We start from the raw sequence: 24,195 nt of genomic DNA, 5'->3' as shown, positions 1-24,195 counted from the left end.
TATATTTGTGTTAAATGGCAAAATCAATAGGTAAATATTTTATTGCAATCGTGCCGGAAGGTGAAATCCAACAAAAAGCAACAGATCTCAAGTTAATGCTCAAAGAGGATTTTAACCTCAAATATGCCCTCAAATCTCCGGCACATGTTACACTAAAGATGCCATTCAATTGGAATGAGGCAAAGGAAAGCAAGCTGATAGATCTCCTTACCGGTTTTTGTCAAGACCAACAGCCTTTTCAGCTTAAATTTTCAGGATTTGATAAGTTCGGGAAAAGGGTGATTTTTATCAAAATAAAAGAAAATCCGACACTCTCCTCCTTTCAAATCGGCCTTTCAAAATTTTGCAAAACAAACCTCAACCTTGTGGAAGAATTGGTTGATAGGGCATATCATCCGCATATGACTTTGGCCTTCAAAGACCTCAAAGAAATCCGTTTCGCAGAATATTGGGATTTTATCAAAAAGCAAAAATTTGAAGCCGAACAAGTAGTCCAAGATATTGCTCTGCTTAAGAGGATTGAGGGAAGATGGGTGGTAGTAAGCAGGTTTCAGCTAAACGGAAAACATTCCTCAGCTACTTGACCTTTCCTTTTTTCTTCAATTCCTTAAATACTTCCAGATACTGTTCTGTGACAAAATCCCAGTTGTATTTTTGAGTCAATCCTTCCCTGGCGGTAAGCCTTAGCCCTTCAATTTCTTCGGGATTATTTTCCGCTTTGGAGATCAGCGCTGAAACTGAAACAGGGTTTTTTGAAAAGTACCAACCGTGTTTGCCATTTTGGAGCATTTCTTGGTTGAATGGAGTATCCAATGCCAATATTGCGCAGCCATATCCCATAGCCTTGAGCATGGCAGGATTGGTTCCTCCATATTCATGTCCATGAAAATACGCGAAACAATTATGGTACAATGCCTTCAATTCTTCGGGATCTGTGACATATCCGGTAAACAAAAGCCTTTCATCCTGCATGGATTTGAGTCCTTCGGCATAGCTATCCTGATAGGGCACATCTCCTACGATCACCAGTTTTCTCTTGGTATCTGATTGGATAAATCCTGCGATAATCAGGTCAGCATTGTTGTCAGGCACCAACCTCCCCACGATCAGGTAATAGCTTTCTTTAGGTAGATTCCATTTTTGAAGTTTGGTGGGATCGGAATCGAAAGATGGATTGGCGCCATAGGCGATGACCTTGGATTCAGCCTTGAAAAGCTCTATATAAATCCTTCTCATTTCATCGGAATCGTTGATGATCTGGTCATAAAATTTCGTGGCCATTTTGGATGCCCAAAAGAAATATTTCGATCCAAAACCTTTCCATTTTGGGCGAAGCCATTCTAGCCCATCGACGTTGATGGCAGTGGGTTTACGGAATATTCTGGAAATCAAACCAAAAGGCCCATTGGCAGAGTTGACCACAAAAATCACATCCACATCCGAAAAGCAGGCATGGATCATCGAGAAAAAAGAGTGTGTCAGCTGCGTCAGGCTTTTGGTTTCTACCGCCGGCATGTAGATCAGCTTGATTCCATTTATCACAGAAGGCTTCTCTTTGAAGAGCGAACGGTGACAATACACCCTGACATCGACTCCTCTTTTTTGGAGGCGCTCTCCCAATTCCTTGACCATGGTATCGTAGCCACCATAGACATAGGGATAGCCTTTGGCCCCCAAAATACATACCTTCAGCGTCTTGTTTTCTTTAACCATTTTCAAAAAGTCTTTGAAAGTTTTTCTTAAAAGCCTCAGGGGAAAATTTTTCCAATACCCTTGATCTTCCTTTTTCGCCCATTTTTTCTCTCATCTCCTTTTTATTCACCAAATCGGAAATAGCCTCTGAAGCTGAACCGGCATTGTCCCAAGGGATCAAGAATCCAGTTTCTCCCTTGACAATCATCTCCTTTGCTCCTCCTTGGGCAGTTGCGACGACTGGCTTCCCTGAAGCCATTGCTTCCAAAATAACCGTAGGAAATGGATCAGGCAGAATGGAAGGCAATACAAAAATATCAAATGCCTGGAGGATTTCTGGGATATCTCTTCGGAAACCCAGATAGCTGACATGGGTCTGCAAACCTGAGTTTTTGACTTTTTCTTCCATTTCGGTTACCAAATGTTCTGTCCCGGGGTAGGCGTCACCCACGATTACAAAATGGACATTTTCATGAGTTTGAACCAAACTTTGGGCAATATCCAAAAAGTATCCCTGACCTTTCCAGTGGTTGATCCTTCCGATCATTCCGATCAAAACCTTTCCTTCACTGTTCGGAATCTCATTCCTGATATCGGTTTTGGTTTCCAGATAAGGTCGGTAATCAATCCCGTTGTGCAGCAGCGCCAATTTGGATTCATCTACCTTGTCTTTCCAATTGTCCCAAACTGCTTGGGAAACCACAACCACTATATCCGCATACCTGTTGATGATTATTCCCATCAACCAAACAAACCATCCCGGAGAAAGCAAAATCTCATGGAGGTGCCAAATGTGTTTAACCCCTTTTTTACGTGCTAAGAAAGACCCAACCAAAACAGCAGAAGTATTGGAATAAATATGTGTGATGCGGTTTTCGGACATCAATGTTTCCAAGAAAGACTTTGCTTTCAGGATCGTTTTGAACCTATTGACCAAACCTGATGGACTGAAATATTTTCTGCGCAAAATTCCAAGCTTGTGGATATGGACCTCCGCTTTCAACGCTTTCAATTCCTCTACCAATGGACCATCTTCAGAAAGGACAACTATCACCTCGTAACCTACCTTCTTCAATGCCTGGACAGATTCCAGAAAAATCTTGCTTGCGCCGTATAGATCCGATGAACCATGGAGCATCAAAACATTTTTGTCGGTAGGAAATTGGGGTTTTACCATCAAAATTCCCTTTTGATCATATAGGAAGCACCCAAAAATCCAGTGTGGTCTGTCAATTCCACATGGATGGAATTGGAATATTTTGAAAAAAGATTGAAAAGTACCTTTGGGTCGTAGGGGTTCATCTGCATCATCGGCTCAGCTTCCGGTTTTCTGTTTTTTAGCAATGAATATACAAGGTTATACAATGAATAATGCGCCCTCAGGTAATAATGGTAATACTTGATTTTGTGCCAATTATTCCCGTATGTTGCCTGAATCTGAATGATGCCCCCGATTTCAAGTCTATCTAATAGCTGTTGGATGATTAGCATCCCAGTCTTGGTCTCAATATGTTGCAAGACAATATAGGAATTGATAAAATCAAACTTCCCTGTTTGGGGAAGGGTTTTGCCTTCAGATAGCAGGAACTCTATATTCTCAGCCTTCATTTCCATGGCGTGGGATTTAGCCTTTTCCAAAATTTCCGGAGAAACGTCTATACCTACGGTCCTGTTTTTTGTGACAAAAGAAAAAGGAATTGCCAAACGTCCCACCCCACAACCAAAATCAAGGATGGCTGCATTAGACAAATCAGAGCCATAAAGTTTTTCGATCCTATGCAATGTTTCCATGACATAGGTCTTCCCGGTAGCAAAAAAATCAGACAAACCTTTATCCGTGATTTTGTCAGACTTGTATTTTGGATCAGATAGCACCCCGTAATAAGGATCCTCTTTTCCGAATTTTTTCCAGGTTTCTACCGTATTGGTCTTCATTTACTTTCTGCTTTTGATGATCCTTGCGGGATTGCCAGCCACGATGCTGTAGGGAGGGATATCCTTGGTGACGATGCTTCCGGCTGCGACGACTGAACCTTTTCCCACCGTCACTCCTGCCAAAATTACGGAGTTGGCAGCCAACCAGCAATCATCTTCAATTTTGACGAAAGAGCGGGTCACTCCCTGCTCAATCATGGGTAGAGTTGTTTCAGAAAAATTATGGTTTTCAGAATATATGCTTACCCTTGGGGACATCATGACATTATCGCCGATCTCAATATATCCCGAACAGCCGATATAAGCATAAGGCCCGATGCTGCTGTTGTTCCCGACTTTCAGCCCAACTCCGGCTTCTCCACCATAGAGGTTGGTCGGTCTGATGATGGCATAACTCCCAATGGTGACTTTGTCTCCAAAAACCAATCCTATTTGGGAAAGTCCATTGATCTCGCAATGGTCTTGGGCAATGAAATTACGGCCAACATGGATATAGGCCGCTTGTCTGATAGTGACCCCTTTTCCAACCAAAAACAAGCCCTTGGCAGTACCAAACCTCCACCTGACTAAGGCTCCTCTCAAAGTCCATAAACCCATTCTCATCATTACCCCGAAGGTTGAAAGGGAGTCCCATTCAGTACCAAAGCGGTCCCTGAGGTCAATGCCTGTGAATTTGGAGATGGCTTTGCCGAGGAAATTACCCATTTAGAATTTCATTAAATGCCTGCTCCAAAGATAGGAAAAACTTCTCCGTGGAAAATTCCTTCAACCTGATTCTCCCTTTTTCACCAAGGTACTTTCTGAGCTCAGGATCATCCACCAAAAGCTTCATGGACTGAAAAAGTGCTTCTGACTCATTTTTTTCCAAAACCAATGCTGCCTCTCCGGCCACTTCCATCAGGGCTCCTTGCCTTGAGATGATTACAGGCAATCCAAAAGAAAAAGCTTCCAAAACAGGCAAGCCAAAGCCTTCATTTGCCGATGGAAAAACATACCCCAAAGCGTTTTGGAAGTAGTTTGCCAGCTTTTCCTGCGCCACGTATCCTGTAAAAATCACTTTATCTTCCAATTCCAAAGAAGCCACCAAGCTGGTCAAATGATCATAATCATCCAAAGTTTCACGCGGACCTCTTTGTCCTACCAAGACCAATCGGATGTCTTCATATCCCTGCTGCCTAATCAGTTTGTCAAAAGCAATGAGGAGCATACCGAGGTTTTTCCTTTTTTCCAAAACCCCTACATGGAGGAAATATCTAGAAGAGGCAATCGGCTTTTGATTGCGTGGACTTTCCATTGCGGAAAGTCCTGAGGCAGGATAAACCACGCTGATCGGAATAGATTTGAATTCGGATAATTCCTGAAGCCTGTTTTTGGAAAATTGGGTGATCGTAATGATTTCTCCATTTTTCCTTAATCCTTTTTCCAAAAAATAAAGGTAGTATTTGAGCCAAAGTCTTTGATAATGGTCTGGATTGTCCCAAAAGAAAGTGTCGTGGAGCACCGAAATTTTCTTGCCCCGTGCCCAAACAGGACTCAATATGTCAGGGCTAAATACCAGATCAGTTTTGTGATAATAAGAAAGTAAAGGCAAGGCGACCTGCTTTCTGAAGAAATAGAGAAGCTGAAAAAAGATGTTTTTCCATTTGGCGGTTTTTCCCCGGAAGAACTGATTTTGCTTCACTTTCCGAAAATCAGGGCTGATGACATAGTCAAATCCACTATTGCGGTTTTTGAGAATCTCTTCACAAAGTGTCACCATGTACGTTCTGATCCCGGTCTGGGCCACATAGAGGTAATACACATCGATCAAAACCTTGGGCCTAGGCATTTTCTTTCAAGATTTTGGAGTATTCATTCATGGTATATCCCACCATCCACCAAGAAATCCAGCTGACATAAGTGTATAGTTCTGCATTTGCAGTGAAAAGCGGCAACAGAAGCCCTGTCTTGACAGCTGCCGCAGTAAATGCAATTCTAGCAGACATTACATTTTCTGTTTCCCTGAAGACTTTGATTGACCTTCTGATAGAAAAACCCAAAAGAAATATATAGAGAAACATTCCCAAAAACCCCATTTGAACCCCATAAATCAGGAATTGGTTTTCACCTCCGATTCTTGCGTCCTCAGATACACTTCCTGAGTTGCCACTCATCGCCAAACCTACTCCAAGTGGATTTTCGATCATCGATTCAAGAGCGTTGAGCCATTCGAGTACATGTCCTACACTCGATGCATTTTGGAAAGTAAGGGTATCCACCACGAAATAATAGAAATCCTCTGATGCAAAGAAAATCACAAATATTACAAATAATAGGACCAAACTGAACCCAAAAAGAATCAACCTATTGAGCTTAAAAATCACTGCAATAAAGAAGATCATGATAAAGAATGCGGCAAAGGCAGCCCTAGAACCTGCAAAAAACAAACTTCCCATAGCTGAAGCCATCACTAAAAGGTAGGGAAAGGCATCTTCTCTTTTGGAAGTCAAAAACCATATCAATCCGGCCGCAAAACCCAAAAGGACCGAACTAGCAAGTTCAAGTGGATCGGAAAAGAATGAGGCAAAACGTTTTGTGACTGCCTGTGTTTCAAATGTCCAGGAGAGCCCAAAATTCCCGGAGGGTTCCATGTTATTGACGACCTGATTGAAAAGTGCGTAACCGGTATAATTTTGGAGGTGGGTGTTGAGGAGGCCTTCCAAAATGTTTACCGAAAAGGCAGAAACAGCAATTACAAAAATTACCTGAAACAGCCTTCTAACTTCTAAGTCCTCAAAAACCGTATTTCTTCCTATAAAATAGACCATCGCAGGAATTAGTAGATTTTTGAAATATAGAGCCTTATTGACGATCGTAGTATCTCCCAAAGGCAAAAGAAGAAATAAAAATGCCAATCCAATAAAGCTTAAAACCAGCCAATCCACGAAATGAAGGCGAAACGGATATTCAAATATTTTTCTTTGGTAAAACACAAAAACCAAAACAGAGAGTATAACCATTAGGTCTTTGGCTAATTGAAAAAATGTAACCGGTATGGCAGAACTAGTCGCTTGAAATACAATACTCAAAAATGTAATGTGAAAAGGAAGGTACGCCGCCAGAAAAAACACCACATACTCCCATTTCCCTTTGAAGACCATTGCCTTCAATGTATAATAGAGGAGTGGGGCATAACCCAAAAGGGCTAAAATAAAGAGTATCTGAGCGATCAATGCAGTTCAGGCTTTTGACAGATCAAAGTCACGGTAAACCTCACCGGGCATCTTCCATTGACTTTTATCCCCCTGAATATATTCAATAAAAATTTACTTTGCTCAATGCTTATGATCCAGTCAGGTTTGATTCGGTTGTTTTTGAAAACGGTGTATTTGAATTTCGGAATTGGGAGCACTGTTTCAAAATTAGTAAACCCAGTCTTTGTCAGGGCGCTGACCATTTCATGGTAAGTAGACTCGTTGAGATGTCCGCCCTGTGCTTTGACTTTTCCCGAACTGGAATTGTCCAAAATGCGAGTCACATCCATTGGTCCAAAAAGCCTGTTTGGCATGACAAGGATGAATTTTCCTCCCGGTACCAAACTCTCATAAACAGACCGAAGGTGGTCCATTAGGTCAAAGGGTGAAAGGTGTTCAATGACATTATCAGAAAAAGCCAATTCAAATTTTTCTTCGGTCGAAAAATTGATGATGCCTGATGGTATAAATTGAATATGGGGATGCTGAAGAAGAGTTTCGGGAATAAAAACATCGACACCTGTCAGTTTCTTATAAGGAATTTTCTTTTGGATATTCATCAGAAAATATCCCTCGCCACAGCCAAAATCAATGATGGATTTCTCCCTCAGCTCTTTTTCGAAGAGGGTTACCTGCGGGTCTTTTGTCGCAATCCTGTTTTCAAGGGAATCATCTTCTTTCGCTGTTCTTCCATAAAACTGCAAAAGATTGGAATAGAATTCATCGTACAAAGCTTCCCTCTTGGTAGGATCTTTTTCACTTACCAACAATTTGTGGTAGTGGTTTTCAAGTTTGAAAGCTTTCTCCAAAACCTCAGTACTCAAACCGATTTCTTTGGAATATGCTTCAATATCAGGGTAAATTTGCGTGTCAGAACTGTTCATCAATTGAATTTCATTTGGCAAAAAGGCCTTCAAAATGTCCTTTTAAAATTGCTTTTACTTTTTGAAACCTCCCGTTAAAAGCCAGGTAAATAATGAAAGCAGCGTTTTTTGCGGTTTGGTATAGCAAACTTAATACAAAGGAGAGTGGATTTGCATGTTTTCGGATTAAAAACAGATGGTTTCTCGTCCTATAAAAATGAATTATGGGTGGAACGACTCCTTCCTTGGTTTTGACATTTTTTGAAGATCCCCCTGCAACATGATAAATTTTGGATTTGGGAATAAACCTCAGTTTATATCCATTTTTTTGAATCCTCAGTGACCATTCCACATCTTCATAGTAAGCAAAAAACCTGTCATCCAACATTCCTGACTTATGTATCACAGCAGACCTGACCAGCATAGCACAGCCTGTGATCCAGGGCGTGTCCATTTCCTTATCAAATTGTCCCTGGTCTTCTTTTCCTATCCCTACTGACCAACTCATGCCTAGCCATTTGAAATATCCCCCTCCGGCATTCCAGATTTTGTCCCGCTCCTTTTCAAACATGATCTTTGGTTGGGCCGCTCCATAGTCAAGATTCTGATCCAAAAAAGAAACCAAAGGCTGAAAAAAATCAGGCTCGACGACTGTGTCGTTATTCAGCAAAAGCACATATTCAAAAGAATGATCCAATGCCCACTGTATACCAAGATTGTTTCCTCCGGTAAACCCAAGGTTTTGATGACTTTGCAAAAGTTGAATTTCAGGGAATTCTTCTTTCAGTTTTTTACCAGAACCATCTTCAGACCCGTTATCGACCAAAATTGAAACGAAATGGTTGTAGGTTACTTTTCGTAAAGATTCCAAACATGCCTTTGTCAAAGCATAGCCATTCCAATTAATGATGATGACAGCGATCTTATCTTGGGAAATAGGGTTCATGGAAAAATGAAGTGAATCCAATATTTTGTGATTGATTCCTGATTGATGCCTTTTGAAACATCAAAATTAAGGTTTTCTGTTGGGATTTTCTATTCTCATATCCAATCCACCACCGATGTTACAATAAGAGGGTTTTTGAACGACGCTTAAAACCAAAATCAACTCCTGTAACAAATATAATTTAATCTCCAATTGGCTGTTAGTTTCAATATTTACTTTTCCAAAAAGCATTCATCAGGTCCCTGTTTTTGAGAAGATTAAGAATGGTACATATTAACAAAACTACCAACTCAGTAGAAAGTAACCCATAACACAATCCCATTCCCCCGAAAAGATAAGTAAGCGAAAGGCATGCAGGAAGCATAAATAGCAGTAAAATCCAGGATGACCGAAACATCAACTCTTTTTGGTCCCTTCCCAAAAACATGACCACATTGGCAATATTGAGACAGGCAAGAAGCGGTATAAAAGCCAAAATTCTGAGGTAGGTGACGGATTCTTCCAAGCGGGTTTTAGCCAATAACTCAATGATAAAAGGGGCCATGGCAAAAGTAAATAAGGAGATTATCAAGGCTGTAATCATTGTCCCGAAATAGGCTTTTCTCAAAAATAAGACAAACTGTCGAATGTCATCCTTCAATAGTTTTGAGGTGTTGGGATAAATGGAATGGATCACCATCGAAGGAAACATCCGAAGTACCATCGATATCCTTTCTGCCAAACTGAACATCCCCAATACCTCAGCTACTGAAAAAAAACTCAGGATAATCAGTCCACCATGTACGGAAATATGGGTTGCGATATTGGACAGAAAAAGCAGGCCATTGTCCTTGAGAGAAGCAAAAAGCTGGAGAAATTTTGGTTTGTAAAATCTGATCTCCAGCATATAGTGGATGTAGAGCAGAAGCAGGATATTGACCCCCAAACCTGATGCACCCATTATGAAATTGACCCATTTGGCAGAATCAGGGGCATGAATGAAAAGAACAATCCCCATCAAGTAAAGCAACTTGCTGAATACATTTGCGATGGAAATCAATTTCATTTTTTCCATTCCCTGAAAAAACCATAAAGGGAGGGTGGCTTCAGAAAATAAAAGCAACACAGAAAAGAGTAGTATCCATTGATACTCTTTGAACATATTCAGTCCAAAAACTGCCACAATTAATCCTATGGTGGCTAACAATGCCATCAAAACTTTACTGAAAACAACATTGGAAACTACATGAGAAAGGGATTCTTTGTCATTTTGGAGAAGGGCGACTTCTCTGGGTCCACTGAGGTTATATCCAAACCCCACCAAAATATTTGCAAGGATTATTACTGAAAGAGAAAGATTGACCAATCCAAAACCATCCACACCAATGGACTGTATCAACAGCGGCATGGAGATGAGCGTGATAACAATATTGGAAGCTTGAATGGTGATCAAAAAAATAAAATTCTGAATCGATTTATTTTTAAACAGGCCGGTAAAAGTATGGGAAGTGATTTTCTCTATCATATCATAACATGATGGAAATTCAACTTTCTTCGATATGAAGGCGGTATAATCTTCTGAAATATAAGAAAACCATCGCCACAAAGACCATCATAGCCGCCCCGAAAACGGTTCCCTTCAGAATCTTGATTCTTGTGCTTTTGAGCGGGAATCTCGGGGAATCTATGATCTGTATCAAAGGGGAATTGTTGCGGTGGTTGACTTTGGCGATTTCGAGGTTTTTGGTAATCTCAGCAAAAACCGCTGAGGCCGCCTGAATGTCCACTTGTTTTTTGCGGCTATCCACGGTAGCAGTCTGGATGAGTGCATTTGGAAAGGGAATCCTGTCAGCCATATTTGCGTATTCCATGAGATTTTCATCCAATACTGCCCTGACGCTGTCAGCTTGGGTTTGCAGGATGGTCAGGTTTTCCGCAGTTTTTTTGGTCTTAGTTTCGAGGTAAAAATTATTTACCCTTTCTACCATGGATTCATTGAAGACCTTGGCAAAAGCTTCATCTTTAGAATTGATAGTAACATAGATGATGCTCAATTTGCGGTTGGGTTTTTCCACCACCAGATGTTTTTCCCGGATTAGCTTGGATATTTCTTTGACCACGGAATCTTGGGTCACCGAAAAGTTTTCCCTAGGAATGGAAAAATTGAGGCTTGCCAAATCTACTTTACTTTTCCATTTTTTGTCAAGTTCATTGAATTCAATAAATCTATCTATCAGAAGGGTATTTTCATCAAAGGGGCTTAGGAGTGTTTTGCCCAACATGTTATCAGATTTGTAGAGCTCCATGATATTTTCGCCCTGAAAAATCCCTGAAGGACCGCTCATTGATCCCAAATTGATCCCGAGCAATGAGGCAAGCCCTGAAACCTGCCCCATACCGCCCATATCTGATTCTTCCAAAACAAAAGTCGTCTCTGCATGATAAACCGGCTTCTTGAAGAAAGATACCAAGGCTCCCAATACAATCCCGACTGTTGCTGCCAAAAGGAAAAATTTCCATTGTCCAAGGAAGAAAGATATCCACCCACGAACATTGAGAATTACTTCTTTTAATGTAATCTTATCATCCAAAATATGTTGCTGTCCATTCATATTATCAAGGAGTGAGTTGGGTGATTACCAATGCAAGGGTCGCAAGGGCGGTTGCTATTCCTACGATTTCGCCGGGCCTGACCGGAACTCTAGGTCCTTTGGTAGGCACGATCACTTCGGCACCGGGAGCCACGGCAGGATAAGATCTGAGTCCCAAAAAGCTCTTGGTCCGCGCCACTTCACCATTGGCATAAACCACATATGTTCTTTTTCTGTTGGCCCGGATATCAAAACCCCCTGCCCTGTTGATATAGAATTTTGTTCCCTTTTCCTTCTCAAACCTTACTGTCGCAGGATAGACCACATCGCCTCTTAGTCTCACTGTTTGTAATTGTCTCGGTATAGAGATGACATCTCCTTCTTCGAGAATAAGATCCTTGTCAGAACCCGGGTTTTTAAGAATTTCCTCCAGGTCAATGGCAACTGCCTCAGTCTGCCTTATCCTGAGCGGTGCAAGGTCAGCTTTGGTTTCTGAAATTCCGGTGATGGCCTCTTTTTTGGATTGGGCAGCAATGGCTCCTTCCGAAGTACCGAGGTCCACATTCCCGATTTCGAGAAATAATCGCTGCAACAGCAATTCCTGTGCTTCAGTATTGTTGGGATCCCGTTGTAGTTTCTGCTGTAGGTCTTGGAGGTTTCTCTGTCTTCTGAGTTGCTCAGATTCTGTATCAAAAAACTCCGTCCTTCGGATCAAAGTAGCGCCCTTGGTATAGGCATAGGGTGTCAATCCCCCTGCCCTATTGATGACATCAGAAATTCTTTCTTCAGCCGACTGAACTGAAAATATACCCGGCGAATTCACCTGACCTTCTATCTGTACCTGTTTATTAAGCGTAAAATTCGGCTTTCTCCTGACTACTACATTGTCATAAGGCTGAAGAATGACAGGATTTTCCTGAATATCCAAGCCTATGTTGATTTTGATGGGAATTAATTCTGAAAAAGTCCCTGACTCTGCTGTAGCAGACCTTCGGGCGATTTCGACATCATTTACATTGGCGGATTCTCGCAAGCCTCCTGCCAAAATAATTAAGTCTTCAGCAGTCATTTGTTTTGAAAATGGATAAGTACCGGGATTTTTAACCTCTCCGGTCACCTGCACATAAAATTCCTCCTGAATATCATAAATACTGGAAATCCGGACAACGTCTTCTCTTTTAAGTGGAATGTCAGGCGTGGTACCTTCTAGGATTCCACGAAGATTGACAGAAATCACTGAGGTAGTGAGGTCATCAAATGTTCTCAAAATACTCGCCCTTTCGAGGTAAGCCTCTCCCCGGATACCGTCAGCATTCTTGATCAGTTGCGAAAGGGTTAGCCCCTCTGTAAGTGAGAAGTTACCCTCTCTAAAAACTGCACCTTTGATCTGCACCCTGTTTGCAAATCGGTTCAAAACTTTGCCAACTGTATATTCATCTCCACCTTTGACGGTGAAAATTGAAAACTGTTCATTGAATATATCTGATACAGCTTTTTCTTTTCCCGTAATTCTGATGACATTGACACGGTCCTTGAAAGCCAGGTCCGTGAATCCACCTGCATATTTCAATAAATCTTCAAAGGTCTCGCCTTCTTTCACCTCAAATATTTTGGGTCTCTTTACTTCACCCAAAACGCTGACTCTTGACAAAAAAGGATCTACCATGACTACATCCTGATCTTTCAACTGGAAGTTTAAATTGGCGTTTCCATTGACCAAAAAATCATAAATATCAACGGTAGAGACAATTTTACCATCCCTTACAATTTTCACTTTCCGCATTGTACCGTTGTCATTAGGTCCACCGGCAGCATACAATGCATTGAATACCGTGGAAAAAGCGCTAAGTGTAAATGTTCCCGGCAACCTCACTTCCCCTACCAGGTGTACTTTGATTGTCCTGACATTCCCAAGGGTTACCTGCATAAAAGTATTGGGATTGGGGCCTGTCATTCCGGTATAAAAATTGGAAAGCCGGTTTTTGATGATAATGGCAGCGTCCTCTATTGATTTGCCTGAAAGGCCCACCGGCCCCACGTTGTCCAAAAGAATAAACCCATCAGAACTTATGGTAGCTTCATAATATTTTTCGGATTGTCCATACACATCTATATATATAAGGTCACCTGGTCCAAGGACATAATTCTTTGGCGTTGCGACATTGAGATTTGGTTCAAAACTCAGTCTCCTCTTTTTGTTGTAAAAGATATCCCCACCGAAGTACGGAGAGGGTTCTTCAGAGAAAATCCCAAGATCATCCTGCTCTTTAAACAGTCCTTCGGTAATTTCATTGAGATCATTTTGTCTCCTAGGTTCCCTTTTGGATGGGGTGGCACCTGGCCTTCCTCCTGAACCGGAAAATTCCATTTTCTCAATTCTTCCACGCAGTTTTTCCAATTCCACCTCTGACACACCTCGAAGTCTTGCCATTTGGATCAGCTCAAACTCCGTCAGACCGGCTTCATTGGCCCTGCGGATAAGTTCCTGGATCTGTGCATCAGAAAGGTCATCAACTTTGATGCTGCTGAGGTCAGCCATGGATTGGGCTTGGACGACACTTGGAACAGTAAAAAGCAGTGCAACCGCAATGAAAAATAACCCTAAAGCTTTTTTTAAATATAATCTTTTCTGAAAATACATGAGGAATTGGTGTGTCATCTGATTGGCTACTTGGTCATAGATGCTAAAATACATCGTATAAACCCAGGGTGTATTCTATATTAAACAGGGTAAAATCTGCGTAAAGATAACTATTCCATGCAGTAAAGAAATATCATGGCAATTAAATTAGGCCTATGGCAATTACTCTGTACAGTTTTTGCAGATGTCGATTTGGGATCTGTCTTCCAACAATTGTCTGCGGAATCCCGCATAATTTTCATTCCTCCAGATTTCCTTAATCCCTTTATTTTCAATTTTTCCCATTACATGTTGACCATCTTTATCAAAACAACAAGGCAACATCCTGCCATCCCAAGTAAATACAGCCCCTTGCCACATCCTCCAACATTTGTTTTCGATTTGCTTTTTGAGTTTCCATGTCCCATCACCTTTTGGAAGATAGCGGGAATACCGATGGTCGGTTGGAATTAAAGGTGACCCGTTTTCAAAATCATAGATTTGGGTAGTCTTGAGTTGTAATTCATCCACTCCGACTTCTTTGGCCCATTCCTTCAAAGCCGGAATCTGATGTTCATTTTTTCCGGTCACTAGGAATTGAAGCACAATCCTTGGGAAAAGCAGATTAGATTCTTTTCTTTTTTCGAGTAACAAGCAAAGACCTTTTTTCACCTTTTCCAGATTGCCTCCGATCCTATAATCTTCATAGATTTCCTGGGTAATACCATCCATAGAAACGATCAGCTGCTTTAAGCCTGAGTCAAAAATGGCTGCTACATTTTTTTCACTTAAATAGTGGGCATTGGTAGATGTGGAAGTGAAAACCCGATTTTTGTCCGCATAAGAAACCATCTTCAAAAATCCGGGATGAAGAAAGGGTTCCCCCTGAAAATAAATATGGAGGTAAGTCAGGTAATCCTTGGATTGATCAATGATGGTCTGAAACAGCCGCTCTTCTATCATTCCTGTTGGTCTCGAAAAACTCCTTAGTCCACTTGGGCATTCGGGGCATCGGAGGTTACAACTAGTGGTCGGTTCAATGGAAAGTGTGGTCGGGAAACCCCATATTCTAGGTTTGCCGGTAATTCGGCTTACATGGTATGAGGTAAAAAGCATGATGTAATTGCTGAGTTTTTTGAAACTCATGTATTTCATTAAAGCTCTTCCCAATAGAAGTTTGTTTTCCACAGATTGAAATAATCAAAAAATACCCAGTAAAAAAAAAGTGCCAGTTTTTCCCGGCACTTCTATGAGTTTTAATTCTGAATGGATCCTACAAATTTATAACCGGAACAGATAATTTGCAGCAATTATTCCGGCAATAATACCTTATCGATTACATGGATTACACCATTGGTAGCGTGAATGTTCAAAGCAGCTGCAACAAGTCCGGAGTCATTGATTTTCAAATCAGAAAGATTAACAGTCAGGTTTTGTCCGGTCAATAAAGTCGGCAAAGAAGCACCTTGTCTCAAATCCTGAGAGAAAGCCCTTGCTGGTACTACATGGTATTGCAATACTGCTGTCAAAGTTTCCAATGGAATCTGATCTACTCCTGCTACCCCCAAAGTAGTGTAGAGATCTTGGAAAGCTGCATCTGTAGGCGCAAAAACTGTAAAATCATCGTCAAATCCACCTTGAAATGCTCCGGCAAGATTTGCCCTTACTAACGCTGCTACCAATTGCGTAAACTCAGGTTGTGCGGCAGTAGTAGAAGCGATTGCAATTTCAGCAATATTCTGTGTCGGTGGGGTAATCACATTGTCCAAAACGTGAATGATGCCATTGGAAGCCGGCACATCGGTTGCGGTGATTTTTGTATTTCCGTTGATCCAAATTTCGTTGTTTGGCGCGATACTTACATAAAAAGGATCACCGGAAACTGTCGTCACTTTGCCTGCAGTGACCGAAGTGGAAGGGACAGATGCTCCCACGACGTGATATGTTAATGTCTCACTAAGTCCATCGGAAGCCAAAAGTTGATCAGCAGTCAATCCATTCTCAGTTAAAAACCTGTTGAAGGCCTCATTTGTAGGTGCAAATACCGTGAATGGACCCGTTCCCGAAAGGGTAGGTACCAAACCTGCAGTCTGTACAGCAGTCACAAGGGTAGAAAAATTGTTATTTGCAGAAGCTACCTCCACAATATTTGGATCTGGGGTAGGTGTCTCCTCCTCATTGCAGGAGGAAAAAAGCACAAGTGTCAAAAACACCATGGATAAGGTCAATAAAGACCATTTTGATCTGATAGTTTTCATAGATTTTGTTGGTTAAGTGTTAATTAAGTATCCTCAAAACCACTCAATTCAATGAATGTTATCTTAATTAATACTTTCGGCTTGTTTTTGTGTATGAACATAAGATTTTTGTGACTAAAAACTCATTTCATAAATTTTGTCAGTTTTGACTTTACCAAAAAATCAATCAATAATTTTAAGATTCCTTGTAGATTTGGCCAAATTCTATTTCTGCATGCCATTCTTATGAAAAATCGAATCCTTTCTACTGCATTTCTGATCCTAATCACACTTTTTACTTCCTGCAAAAAAGAAAAGGAGGAATGCCAGTTAGATGAAGATATCCTGAAAGCCGATATCGGTCTGAACATCGTCAGGCTTGAAAGGGATTTCTTTTCGGCATCAAAGGCTGAGGAATTCTCTTATTTGTTTGAAAACCATCCCTATTTCGCAGAAAAATATTTATTGGCAGATACCTATCCTTCCAAAGAACAATTGGCTGCCGAACTTCTCGCAACCCATCAGGATACCCTGATGCGTGAACTTTTTGACGAAGTGATGATTCACTACCCTGACATCAAGGGTTTGGAAACAGACCTTACAAACGCCTTCAAATACATCAAACATTATTTTCCGGAGTTTAAAGTACCAAAGGTTTACACTTTTGTCAGTGGTTTCAGTTCAGACTTGTATATCGATGAGGAAATGATCGTGATCGGATTGGATTATTTTCTTCCGGCCGACCATCGCTTTCAGGCACCTGACTTGCCTGAATATATCGCAAAAAGGTACGAGGCAAAGTACATTGTCCCGATGATCGTGACGGCGATTTCTTCTGTGTACAACAAAACTGACCTGAAGCAAAATTCTTTGGTAGCCGAAATGATTTATTACGGCAAAGCTTACCATTTTACAAAAGCCATCTTGCCCTGCACCCCTGATGAGTATATTATAGGCTACTCCAGTGAAGAAGTTGCTGCCTGCTTCGACAATGAGGTTTTGATTTGGTCTTATTTTGTGGAAAATGACCTGCTATTCGAAACCAATCCCTTTGAAATCAGAAAATATACGGGTGAAGCCCCATCCACTGTCGAAATCAGTCCTGACGCTCCGGGACGTGTCGGAAGATGGCTTGGATGGAATATTGTGGATGACTACCAGTTCAACAATGATGTCCAGCTGAGGCAATTGATGGAGGAATCCGACACAGAAAAAATCTTTAAGCTGTCAGGATATAAACCTCGTCCCTGAAATCCTTACCGAATTTATCAGGATTGATTAGAGCCAATAATCGTTGAATGGCAATTTCTTTTGAAAAATACTTTTCTGCCAATTGACGGGAATTTTTTTGGGTTTCCTGAATCAGTTTCGGATTTGAAGCCATTTTTTCCAACTTTTCAAAAGCATCTTCGGGATTTTCAAAATTGAAATAAATTCCCAAATTATACTCTTTTACCAATTGGTACACCCATCCTTTATGGTTGACGATGATTCCCTTTCCTGCTGCCAGGGCATCAAAAAACTTATTGGGACTGTTTGTTTTCAGTACCGGAAGGTGGGCAAAAGTGACCATTGCTAAGTCCGAAACCGCCAAAAGCTGACGGACTTCTTCCTTGCTTCCAAATGGGAAATAGAAAAAATTGTGAAGTCCCAAGTTCTTTGCCTTGCGTAGCAAATCTTCAGACTTGGCGCCTTTTCCCATTACGGCAAACTGGTAATCCCTTCCTTTATCTTGTGCCTTTTTGGCCAAAATCAGCATTTCATCGACAGCATTGACCTGACCGATAGCGCCTGCGTAGGCGATAGTAAAGGTCGGTTTGAGGCCAAATTTTTGGAGAAATGATTCCTTTTTCTCCATCGGATGGAAAAAATCAGTGTCTGCAAAATTGGGTATCAGGTGGATTTTGCAGGTGTCACACTTTTCCCGGATGGAATTGGCGATGCCGGGAGAAAGGGCTATCACCTTTAAAGCATGCCTGTAAATCTTGGATTCGAGGCTGTAGAGAATTTTTTTCAAAACAGGATTTTGGATGACGCCTACCTGAATCGGGGCATCTGGCCAAAGATCCCTTACTTCAAAAAAGAAAGGTATTGCCAGCTTCTTTTTGGCCCACAACCCAATCCATCCGGTGGTCAAAGGAGTCGAGGTAATGTATAAGAAATCAGGTCGCGGCAATTTGAGCAGAAGCTTTTTTACCTGGTCCACAAAAGCGGAAAATGCCCAAATCCTCTTCAAAAACCCATATTCCTGACGGTAGGACACGGGAAGGTAGTGTACCTTGATCCCGTCAATAAGCTTGAAATCATAATAGTTTTCAGAGTGCGATGTAATCATCTCCACCTCGATACCCGCCTCTACTATGCCTTTGGCCAAGTGGTATGAGCGGGTTCCCCCTCCCTGAGAAGGCGTGACAAAATACTGATGGATATAAATGATCTTCATTTCGAAAACTTACTCAGCCAACCTGAAAGGATAAACATGTTCCAAACCAATAGGAAATGTCTCTTTTCTGCCATTTCTGGCTGCGCTACAAATTTAAGCATTTCGGGGGGAAAACATTCCCCCCAGTCTTTTGATAGCTGTCGGATGGGTCCAAAAACCCATTCCCTAAAATCATTTTCCTCCATCCATTCCTGCAGGGGCAAACCAAATCCCAGTTTCTTCCGGTCTGCAATCTGCCCCAGGCCACGTTTCCTCAATGATTCCTTGATAAAAACTTTTCCTTTTCTTTTCAATAATTCTTCCTCTGTCTGAGAAAGAGCAAATTCCAGTAACTCAGAATATAAATAAGGTGCACGGCCTTCAATGCCATGAGCCATGCAGGCATTGTCATGGATTTTCAAAATGTCATTGACCAAGTAGAAAGTCCTGTCCCAATCCAAAGCATTCTTGAAACCAAATTCGCTTTTGGGATACCAAGGTCTGAAAAAACCTAAATATGCCTCGGGGATTTTCTCGACAGCGGCCATTTGGATAAAAGTGTCTTCAGGATTTTTGGAGATACTTTGTAGCAATTTTTTCAGATACCCGGGAAATGGGAAATCTGAAAAGGTGGCAATCTGCCTCAACAATGTGGAATGGTTCAGGTAATGTCTGAACGCCCTATGCCTGTTGTATCCGGCAAAAAGTTCATCCGCACCCGCACCTGAGATCAGAACTTTGACTTCTTCTTTGGCCTCCTTGGCTACCAACCAGGTCAAAAACCCTGCGCTGTCTCCGATAGGTTGGTCCATGGATTGGATGTAGGCATCCCAATTTTCCATGACCGATGCTTTATTCACCCGGATTTCTCTGTTTTCGGAAGGATATTGTTGGTTAAAAATCCTGACAAAATGGGGGTCACTGTATTTGCCTTGTAGCCTACTTTCCAAAGCCACTGTGTAGGTTGGTAATTTTTGCCCGGTGAGTTCATACGCAACTGCATATAGAAGACTGCTGTCTGCACCACCGCTGAGCACCATTCCGACAGGCCTTTCAGCAGAAAAACTTTTAGAAACAGCTTCTTTGAGTATTTCTTCAAATTTATTTTGAGAGGTTTCATGTTTTTGGTCTGGTTCCAAAACCATTTTTTCTCTTTGGATAATATGCCCATCCAAATCCAGAATGATAATTTCTCCCGGCAAGACCTGCCTCACCTCTTCAAAAAATGACCTGTCAGGTATGCTATGCCTGTAGTAGAAAAAAGGCAGAAATTGGGTTTTGTCGATTTTGGGTTTGTTTTTCATTCCTGCCAAAATCCCTTTGGTCTCTGAGGAAAATATCCAGGAATTTCCTTTTTGGTGAAAATATAGAGGTTTCTCTCCCGAAATATCCCGGCTGACCAAAATCTCCTTTTTGCCCAGATCAGCGAAGACAAATGCAAACATGCCTTTGAGTTGTTGGATTCCTTCTTTGCCAAAAGCCTTCAGCCAATGTAACAAGACGATAGAATCTGAACCTGTATCCAAATGGTATCCCTGATTGACAAGGATTTCTTTCAATTCAAGATGGTTGTAGAGTTCCCCATTGAAGACCAGCACCGCCGATCGGTCTTCGGACCAATGCGGTTGGTTGGAGGCATCGCTAAGATCCTGGATTTTTAACCTGTTGGCCGCAAAAAAAATATTCTCTTCTACTTTGCAGAAATCCGAAAAATCCGCCCCACGGTGTTCGGTGGCATGCATCATCTTTTGGATGGCGGCAAGGCCATCGGATTCAGGTTGGATGAGTACATGGATTCCACACATTTATTTTTTCCTTTTGGGGGGTATAGCGTCTTTGTTCAGGATGGCCTCTTTGTTCTTTTCAAAATACCTGCAAAGATGGGTAATATTGCACTCCAGACATTTGGGACTTTTCGCCAGGCAAACATATCGGCCATGCAAAATCAACCAATGATGGGCAATGTGGACGTATTTCTTTGGGATATTTTTGATCAACTGTTTTTCCACTTCTAGCGGCGTCTTTGCATTTTGATTGACCAAACCCAACCGCTTAGAAACCCTGAAAACATGCGTGTCAACAGCCATATTGGGTTGGTTCCAAACTACAGAGGTGATGACATTGGCAGTTTTGCGGCCTACACCGGGAAGCTTTACAAGTTCCTCCACAGTGGAAGGAACCTCTCCGCCAAATTCTTCTGTCAGCATTTTTCCCAATCCTATTAGGTGTTTGGTCTTATTGTTAGGGTAAGAAATGCTCCGGATATAGGGAAATAGCGTTTCAAAATCAGTAGCAGCCAAATGCGCCGGAGTAGGAAAATCTCTGAATATCGCGGGTGTGGTCATGTTGACTCGCTTGTCGGTGCACTGCGCACTTAGGACCACAGAAACCAAAAGCTGATAGGGATTCTCGAAGACGAGTTCTGTCTCAGCTATCGGCATATGTTGGGCAAAATGGTCTATGACTGCGGCGTATCTTTCCTTTCTAAGCATGGAATATTAAAGGATTTGAAAATTTGGATAATAGATACTCGTGGATATTGAAAATAGATATTGGTAGATACTGGATATTAAATGATTTTTTGAATCGCCAAATAGTGTGATTTACATTTTAGAATTCTAAATCGGACATTACCAATAACCATTAACTTAATAACCATATCCCCATTTTTACAACAAGTAATCCTTACTTTCGTTGTTTCACAGATCAAATAAATAAAAAATTATGGTAAGGAGTTCAGTTTTGAGATTTGCCGGCAGTCTTTTTTTAGGGATTTTTATACTCTTTTCCTGCGTCGAAAAGAATGACCCGCAACCGGAATTAAATCCAGAAGTTGCTGCGGAACTGTTGAACACCTCATATGGTACCAATGAAAGGCAGGTGATGGATGTCTTTTTGCCGGCAAACAGAAGTACAGGCAGTACCAAGGTTTTTGTGTGGATCCACGGTGGCGGATGGGTAGATGGCACCAAAGATGAGTTTGTTCAGTTCAAACCCTGGCTGGAAGCCGTGCAAGACGACTATGCTTATGTTGCGGTCAATTACAGGCTTTTCAACATATCGACCGGCGCAAACAAATTTCCTTCCCAAGAAGAAGACATCAAAAATGCTATTGCTTACATCCAATCCCAATTGTCGACATGGGATGTCAGCGATGAAATCATCCTTGCCGGAGGAAGTGCCGGAGGACATTTGGCATTGTTGCACAGCTACAAAAACAACCAAAATGGTCTGGTCAAAGCTGTTGTGGCCTTCTTTCCGCCTACAGAACTTGTCAGTTTCTACGGTTTCAACCTATTTACCCAACTGCTCTTTGACAATTTGCTTGGAGGAAATCCTACTACCAAACCGGCGATCTATGCCGATTCAAGCCCTTTGGGATTCGTCACGCCCAATTCCGTCCCGACGGTCTTTTTTCATGGGAATATCGACACCGTCGTCCCCATTTCTCAAAGTGAAATTCTAGAAGACGCCTTGGTTGCCAAGAATGTCCCACACATGGTGGAATATATTCAAGGGCAGGGACACGGCTTCACTCCGGCGACCAATCAAGAATTGATTGGGAAAGCGCAGGTGTTTTTGGATGGGGTTTTGGACTGAGGTTGATGAAAAACTGAGTTAAAAACTTTATATTTAATTATCTATTGAAAAAGAAATGCCTTCCGATCAAAAATTTGTAGACTTCGTCATCGACCAAATCAAAAATGCAGGTGAAATCTCTGCCAAAAAAATGTTTGGAGAATATGGGGTTTATGCCGATGGGAAATTATTCGGACTAATTTGCGACAATAGACTTTTCATAAAACCAACAGAATCCGGACGAGAATTCATCGGAAATATTGTTGAAGCTCCCCCCTATAAAGGAGCAAAACCAAGTTTTCTAATTGAAGACAAAATCGAAGATGGAGAATGGTTAAGTCAATTGGTCAGGATGTCCTTGAAGGAATTACCTGATCCAAAACCAAAAAAGTAATAATCTTTACCTCGAATAATAAATCAAATACATAAAAAAAACCTGAAAGCTTTTCGCCTTCAGGTTACCTTTTTTCTGTTCGATAGGTTTAGACTTTTTCGAGACCGGTAGAATTGGCTTTCCGAAGAATGCTCTTTACTACTTTTTCCGAAGGTGTAAGAATGAGTTGATTCAATTGGTCAAGCGCGCTCAGCATGTCTAAATAGTCCTGCATCAAGTGATCATCACTGCGCAGGGCCTGCACAACCAACTCATTTTCACCCTCACTCATTTCCTGATAGATATATCTTAACAGGTCATTTGGGGTAAAAGATTTTGTCATAGGCAACGTTTAATTGTTTTAGTTTTTTCCTCATGTTTATCAATGCATACCGCATCCTTCCAAGCGCCGTATTGATACTGACACCTGTCTGTTCTGCGATTTCCTGAAAACTCAAATCCATATAGTGCCTCATAATGAGCACCTGTTTTTGGGATTCGGGAAGTTCATCGATCAGTCTTCTTACCAACTCCACGGTATCTTCCTTGACTTTGACATCTTCGATGGTTTCCTCAGCAAATCTCAGCGTATTGAAGACATCCATCCCATCTTCCATCACGATGGTGGGATAACGCTTCCTTTTTCTGAAGAAATCAATTGCGAGATTATGCGCGATGCGCATCAACCATGGCTGAAATTTTCCCTCTTCGTTATAACCGTCAGCACTTAGGGTATGAACCACTTTTACAAATACATCCTGAAGCAAATCTTCGGCGACGCCTTGGTCTTTGACTATCAGGTAAATGGTGGTATAAACCCTCGATTTGTATTTATTTACTAACTTTTCAAATGCTGCCTCGCTTCCACTTCTGTACTGCGCGATCAACTCGGCATCTTTAGGACTTGTCCTTTCATTCATACAAATTGACTTTAAAATAACGTAGAGGTTTATGCCATAGTATATATTAGAGGGTGAAACAATTAAAATATTGTAATCAAATGTAAAGAATCACTTTGTTTGATGCAATAGATACAGGATTTTTTTTATTTAATAATTTCACAAAAATCAGTCAATATCAAACTATTTGCACTTTATCATCAAAAAACTGAAATTTAATTTGGATTTTGAGCAGGTGATCATCAAAAAATTCTCTTGTATGGATATTTCTTAAACGCATATACTCCGAGGTTTAGTATAATGTTGCAAAACCCAAGCCTGATTTTGAAAAAAATCCAAAAAATGAAAGAAATTAAGGATGCAGTTCAGGGCGAAAGCTGTTTTTACCTATCGAAATTTATTAACTTCGGTTTTCAATACTAACAAAATTTATGGAAATAATCGGAAAAGTAGTTCAAATTATGCCCGAGGCAAGCGGGTCCTCCGCCAAAGGAACTTGGAGAAAAAGAGAATATATCGTAGAACAACCAGGACAATACCCAAAGAAAGTGTGCGTGGTCATATGGGGAGACAACATTGATCAGTTTGCCCTCAAAGTCGGTGACGAAGTCACTGCCTCTGTAGACCTCGAAAGCAGGGAATACAATGGCAGGTGGTATACGGATGTCAAAGTGTGGAAAGTGGAAAAGGGTGGTGCACAGAAAGCCAAAGAATCATCTGCTACAAAATCAATCCCTGATGTCACTACTTTTGCCGATGAAAGCGGAGACGACGTCTTGCCATTTTAAAGGTTATCTATTTTATTGCATCACATATAATTTGTCTC

The 24,195-nt window shown here is 41.3% G+C and carries 23 protein-coding genes; 5 read left to right on the top strand and 18 right to left on the bottom strand.

The window, feature by feature from the left end; all coding sequences use genetic code 11:
• The first annotated feature begins 14 nt into the window (after positions 1–14).
• Entirely contained in the window at positions 15–584 is a 570-nt protein-coding gene (locus NK987_RS14840) for a 2'-5' RNA ligase family protein (RefSeq protein WP_259264480.1), read from the top strand.
• Here NK987_RS14840 and NK987_RS14835 read toward each other — a convergent pair.
• The 13 genes from NK987_RS14835 to NK987_RS14775 form a co-directional block, all read right to left on the bottom strand.
• Positions 577–1,713, bottom strand: coding sequence for a DUF1972 domain-containing protein (locus NK987_RS14835; RefSeq protein ID WP_259264479.1), 1,137 nt, complete (start codon positions 1,711–1,713; stop codon positions 577–579). The genes NK987_RS14840 and NK987_RS14835 overlap by 8 nt on opposite strands.
• A complete protein-coding gene (locus NK987_RS14830; RefSeq protein ID WP_259264478.1) occupies positions 1,706–2,869 on the bottom strand; it encodes a glycosyltransferase family 4 protein in 1,164 nt (387 codons plus the stop codon). Before NK987_RS14830 ends, NK987_RS14835 begins: the two co-directional genes overlap by 8 nt.
• A complete protein-coding gene (locus NK987_RS14825) occupies positions 2,869–3,627 on the bottom strand; it encodes a class I SAM-dependent methyltransferase (RefSeq protein WP_259264477.1) in 759 nt (252 codons plus the stop codon). Before NK987_RS14825 ends, NK987_RS14830 begins: the two co-directional genes overlap by 1 nt.
• A complete protein-coding gene (locus NK987_RS14820; RefSeq protein ID WP_259264476.1) occupies positions 3,628–4,332 on the bottom strand; it encodes an acyltransferase in 705 nt (234 codons plus the stop codon).
• Positions 4,325–5,455 (bottom strand): glycosyltransferase family 4 protein, encoded by a 1,131-nt coding sequence (locus tag NK987_RS14815; protein WP_259264475.1) that lies wholly within the window; start codon positions 5,453–5,455, stop codon positions 4,325–4,327. Before NK987_RS14815 ends, NK987_RS14820 begins: the two co-directional genes overlap by 8 nt.
• Positions 5,448–6,839: an O-antigen ligase family protein gene (locus NK987_RS14810; RefSeq protein WP_259264474.1), complete on the bottom strand. Its 1,392-nt coding sequence runs from the start codon at positions 6,837–6,839 to the stop codon at positions 5,448–5,450. Before NK987_RS14810 ends, NK987_RS14815 begins: the two co-directional genes overlap by 8 nt.
• Positions 6,836–7,744, bottom strand: coding sequence for a class I SAM-dependent methyltransferase (locus NK987_RS14805; RefSeq protein ID WP_259264473.1), 909 nt, complete (start codon positions 7,742–7,744; stop codon positions 6,836–6,838). The genes NK987_RS14810 and NK987_RS14805 overlap by 4 nt, the downstream gene beginning before the upstream one ends.
• Positions 7,745–7,754: 10 nt before the next feature.
• Positions 7,755–8,669, bottom strand: a complete 915-nt coding sequence (locus NK987_RS14800) for a glycosyltransferase family 2 protein (RefSeq protein ID WP_259264472.1) — start codon at positions 8,667–8,669, stop codon at positions 7,755–7,757.
• A gap of 205 nt (positions 8,670–8,874) precedes the next feature.
• Positions 8,875–10,173: an oligosaccharide flippase family protein gene (locus tag NK987_RS14795; RefSeq protein WP_259264471.1), complete on the bottom strand. Its 1,299-nt coding sequence runs from the start codon at positions 10,171–10,173 to the stop codon at positions 8,875–8,877.
• 19 nt (positions 10,174–10,192) lie between these two features.
• A complete protein-coding gene (locus tag NK987_RS14790; protein WP_259264470.1) occupies positions 10,193–11,260 on the bottom strand; it encodes a GumC domain-containing protein in 1,068 nt (355 codons plus the stop codon).
• A gap of 4 nt (positions 11,261–11,264) precedes the next feature.
• Complete coding sequence (locus NK987_RS14785; protein ID WP_420841185.1) at positions 11,265–13,898, bottom strand: SLBB domain-containing protein; 2,634 nt, start codon at positions 13,896–13,898, stop codon at positions 11,265–11,267.
• A gap of 144 nt (positions 13,899–14,042) precedes the next feature.
• Positions 14,043–15,047, bottom strand: a complete 1,005-nt coding sequence (locus NK987_RS14780; protein ID WP_259264469.1) for a radical SAM/SPASM domain-containing protein — start codon at positions 15,045–15,047, stop codon at positions 14,043–14,045.
• Positions 15,048–15,169: 122 nt separating this feature from the next.
• Entirely contained in the window at positions 15,170–16,117 is a 948-nt protein-coding gene (locus NK987_RS14775; RefSeq protein ID WP_258424102.1) for a fasciclin domain-containing protein, read from the bottom strand.
• Between the two features lie 225 nt (positions 16,118–16,342).
• Between NK987_RS14775 and gldB the strand changes: the two genes are divergently transcribed.
• Positions 16,343–17,347, top strand: coding sequence for a gliding motility lipoprotein GldB (gene gldB, locus NK987_RS14770; RefSeq protein WP_259264468.1), 1,005 nt, complete (start codon positions 16,343–16,345; stop codon positions 17,345–17,347).
• Here the strand turns inward: gldB and NK987_RS14765 are convergent.
• From NK987_RS14765 to nth, 3 genes are read right to left on the bottom strand one after another with little or no spacing between them, the layout of a single operon-like run.
• Complete coding sequence (locus tag NK987_RS14765; RefSeq protein ID WP_259264467.1) at positions 17,316–18,539, bottom strand: glycosyltransferase family 4 protein; 1,224 nt, start codon at positions 18,537–18,539, stop codon at positions 17,316–17,318. The genes gldB and NK987_RS14765 overlap by 32 nt on opposite strands.
• Positions 18,536–20,323: an asparagine synthase (glutamine-hydrolyzing) gene (gene asnB, locus NK987_RS14760; protein ID WP_259264466.1), complete on the bottom strand. Its 1,788-nt coding sequence runs from the start codon at positions 20,321–20,323 to the stop codon at positions 18,536–18,538. The genes NK987_RS14765 and asnB overlap by 4 nt, the downstream gene beginning before the upstream one ends.
• Positions 20,324–21,010 (bottom strand): endonuclease III, encoded by a 687-nt coding sequence (gene nth / locus NK987_RS14755; RefSeq protein WP_259264465.1) that lies wholly within the window; start codon positions 21,008–21,010, stop codon positions 20,324–20,326.
• Between the two features lie 232 nt (positions 21,011–21,242).
• Here nth and NK987_RS14750 point away from each other — a divergent pair, with 232 nt between their 5' ends.
• Both NK987_RS14750 and NK987_RS14745 read left to right on the top strand, forming a co-directional pair.
• Positions 21,243–22,118: an alpha/beta hydrolase gene (locus NK987_RS14750; RefSeq protein WP_259264464.1), complete on the top strand. Its 876-nt coding sequence runs from the start codon at positions 21,243–21,245 to the stop codon at positions 22,116–22,118.
• A gap of 55 nt (positions 22,119–22,173) precedes the next feature.
• Positions 22,174–22,491: a TfoX/Sxy family protein gene (locus tag NK987_RS14745; RefSeq protein WP_259264463.1), complete on the top strand. Its 318-nt coding sequence runs from the start codon at positions 22,174–22,176 to the stop codon at positions 22,489–22,491.
• A gap of 88 nt (positions 22,492–22,579) precedes the next feature.
• Here NK987_RS14745 and NK987_RS14740 read toward each other — a convergent pair whose 3' ends face one another.
• Positions 22,580–22,813, bottom strand: a complete 234-nt coding sequence (locus NK987_RS14740) for a hypothetical protein (protein WP_259264462.1) — start codon at positions 22,811–22,813, stop codon at positions 22,580–22,582.
• Positions 22,788–23,390 carry an RNA polymerase sigma factor gene (locus tag NK987_RS14735; RefSeq protein ID WP_113926049.1) on the bottom strand — a complete coding sequence of 201 codons (603 nt, stop codon included), beginning with the start codon at positions 23,388–23,390 and terminating at the stop codon, positions 22,788–22,790. The genes NK987_RS14740 and NK987_RS14735 overlap by 26 nt, the downstream gene beginning before the upstream one ends.
• Before the next feature lie 410 nt (positions 23,391–23,800).
• On the opposite strand from NK987_RS14735, the gene NK987_RS14730 reads away from it, so the two are divergent.
• Complete coding sequence (locus NK987_RS14730) at positions 23,801–24,157, top strand: DUF3127 domain-containing protein (RefSeq protein WP_259264461.1); 357 nt, start codon at positions 23,801–23,803, stop codon at positions 24,155–24,157.
• Positions 24,158–24,195: the final 38 nt, after the last annotated feature.

Origin of the sequence: Aquiflexum gelatinilyticum (assembly GCF_024813435.1) — a bacterium.
Taxonomy (GTDB): domain Bacteria; phylum Bacteroidota; class Bacteroidia; order Cytophagales; family Cyclobacteriaceae; genus Cognataquiflexum; species Cognataquiflexum gelatinilyticum.
Note: the sequence above shows the minus strand (reverse complement) of the source record. Positions and strands in the feature narration are given on the sequence as shown.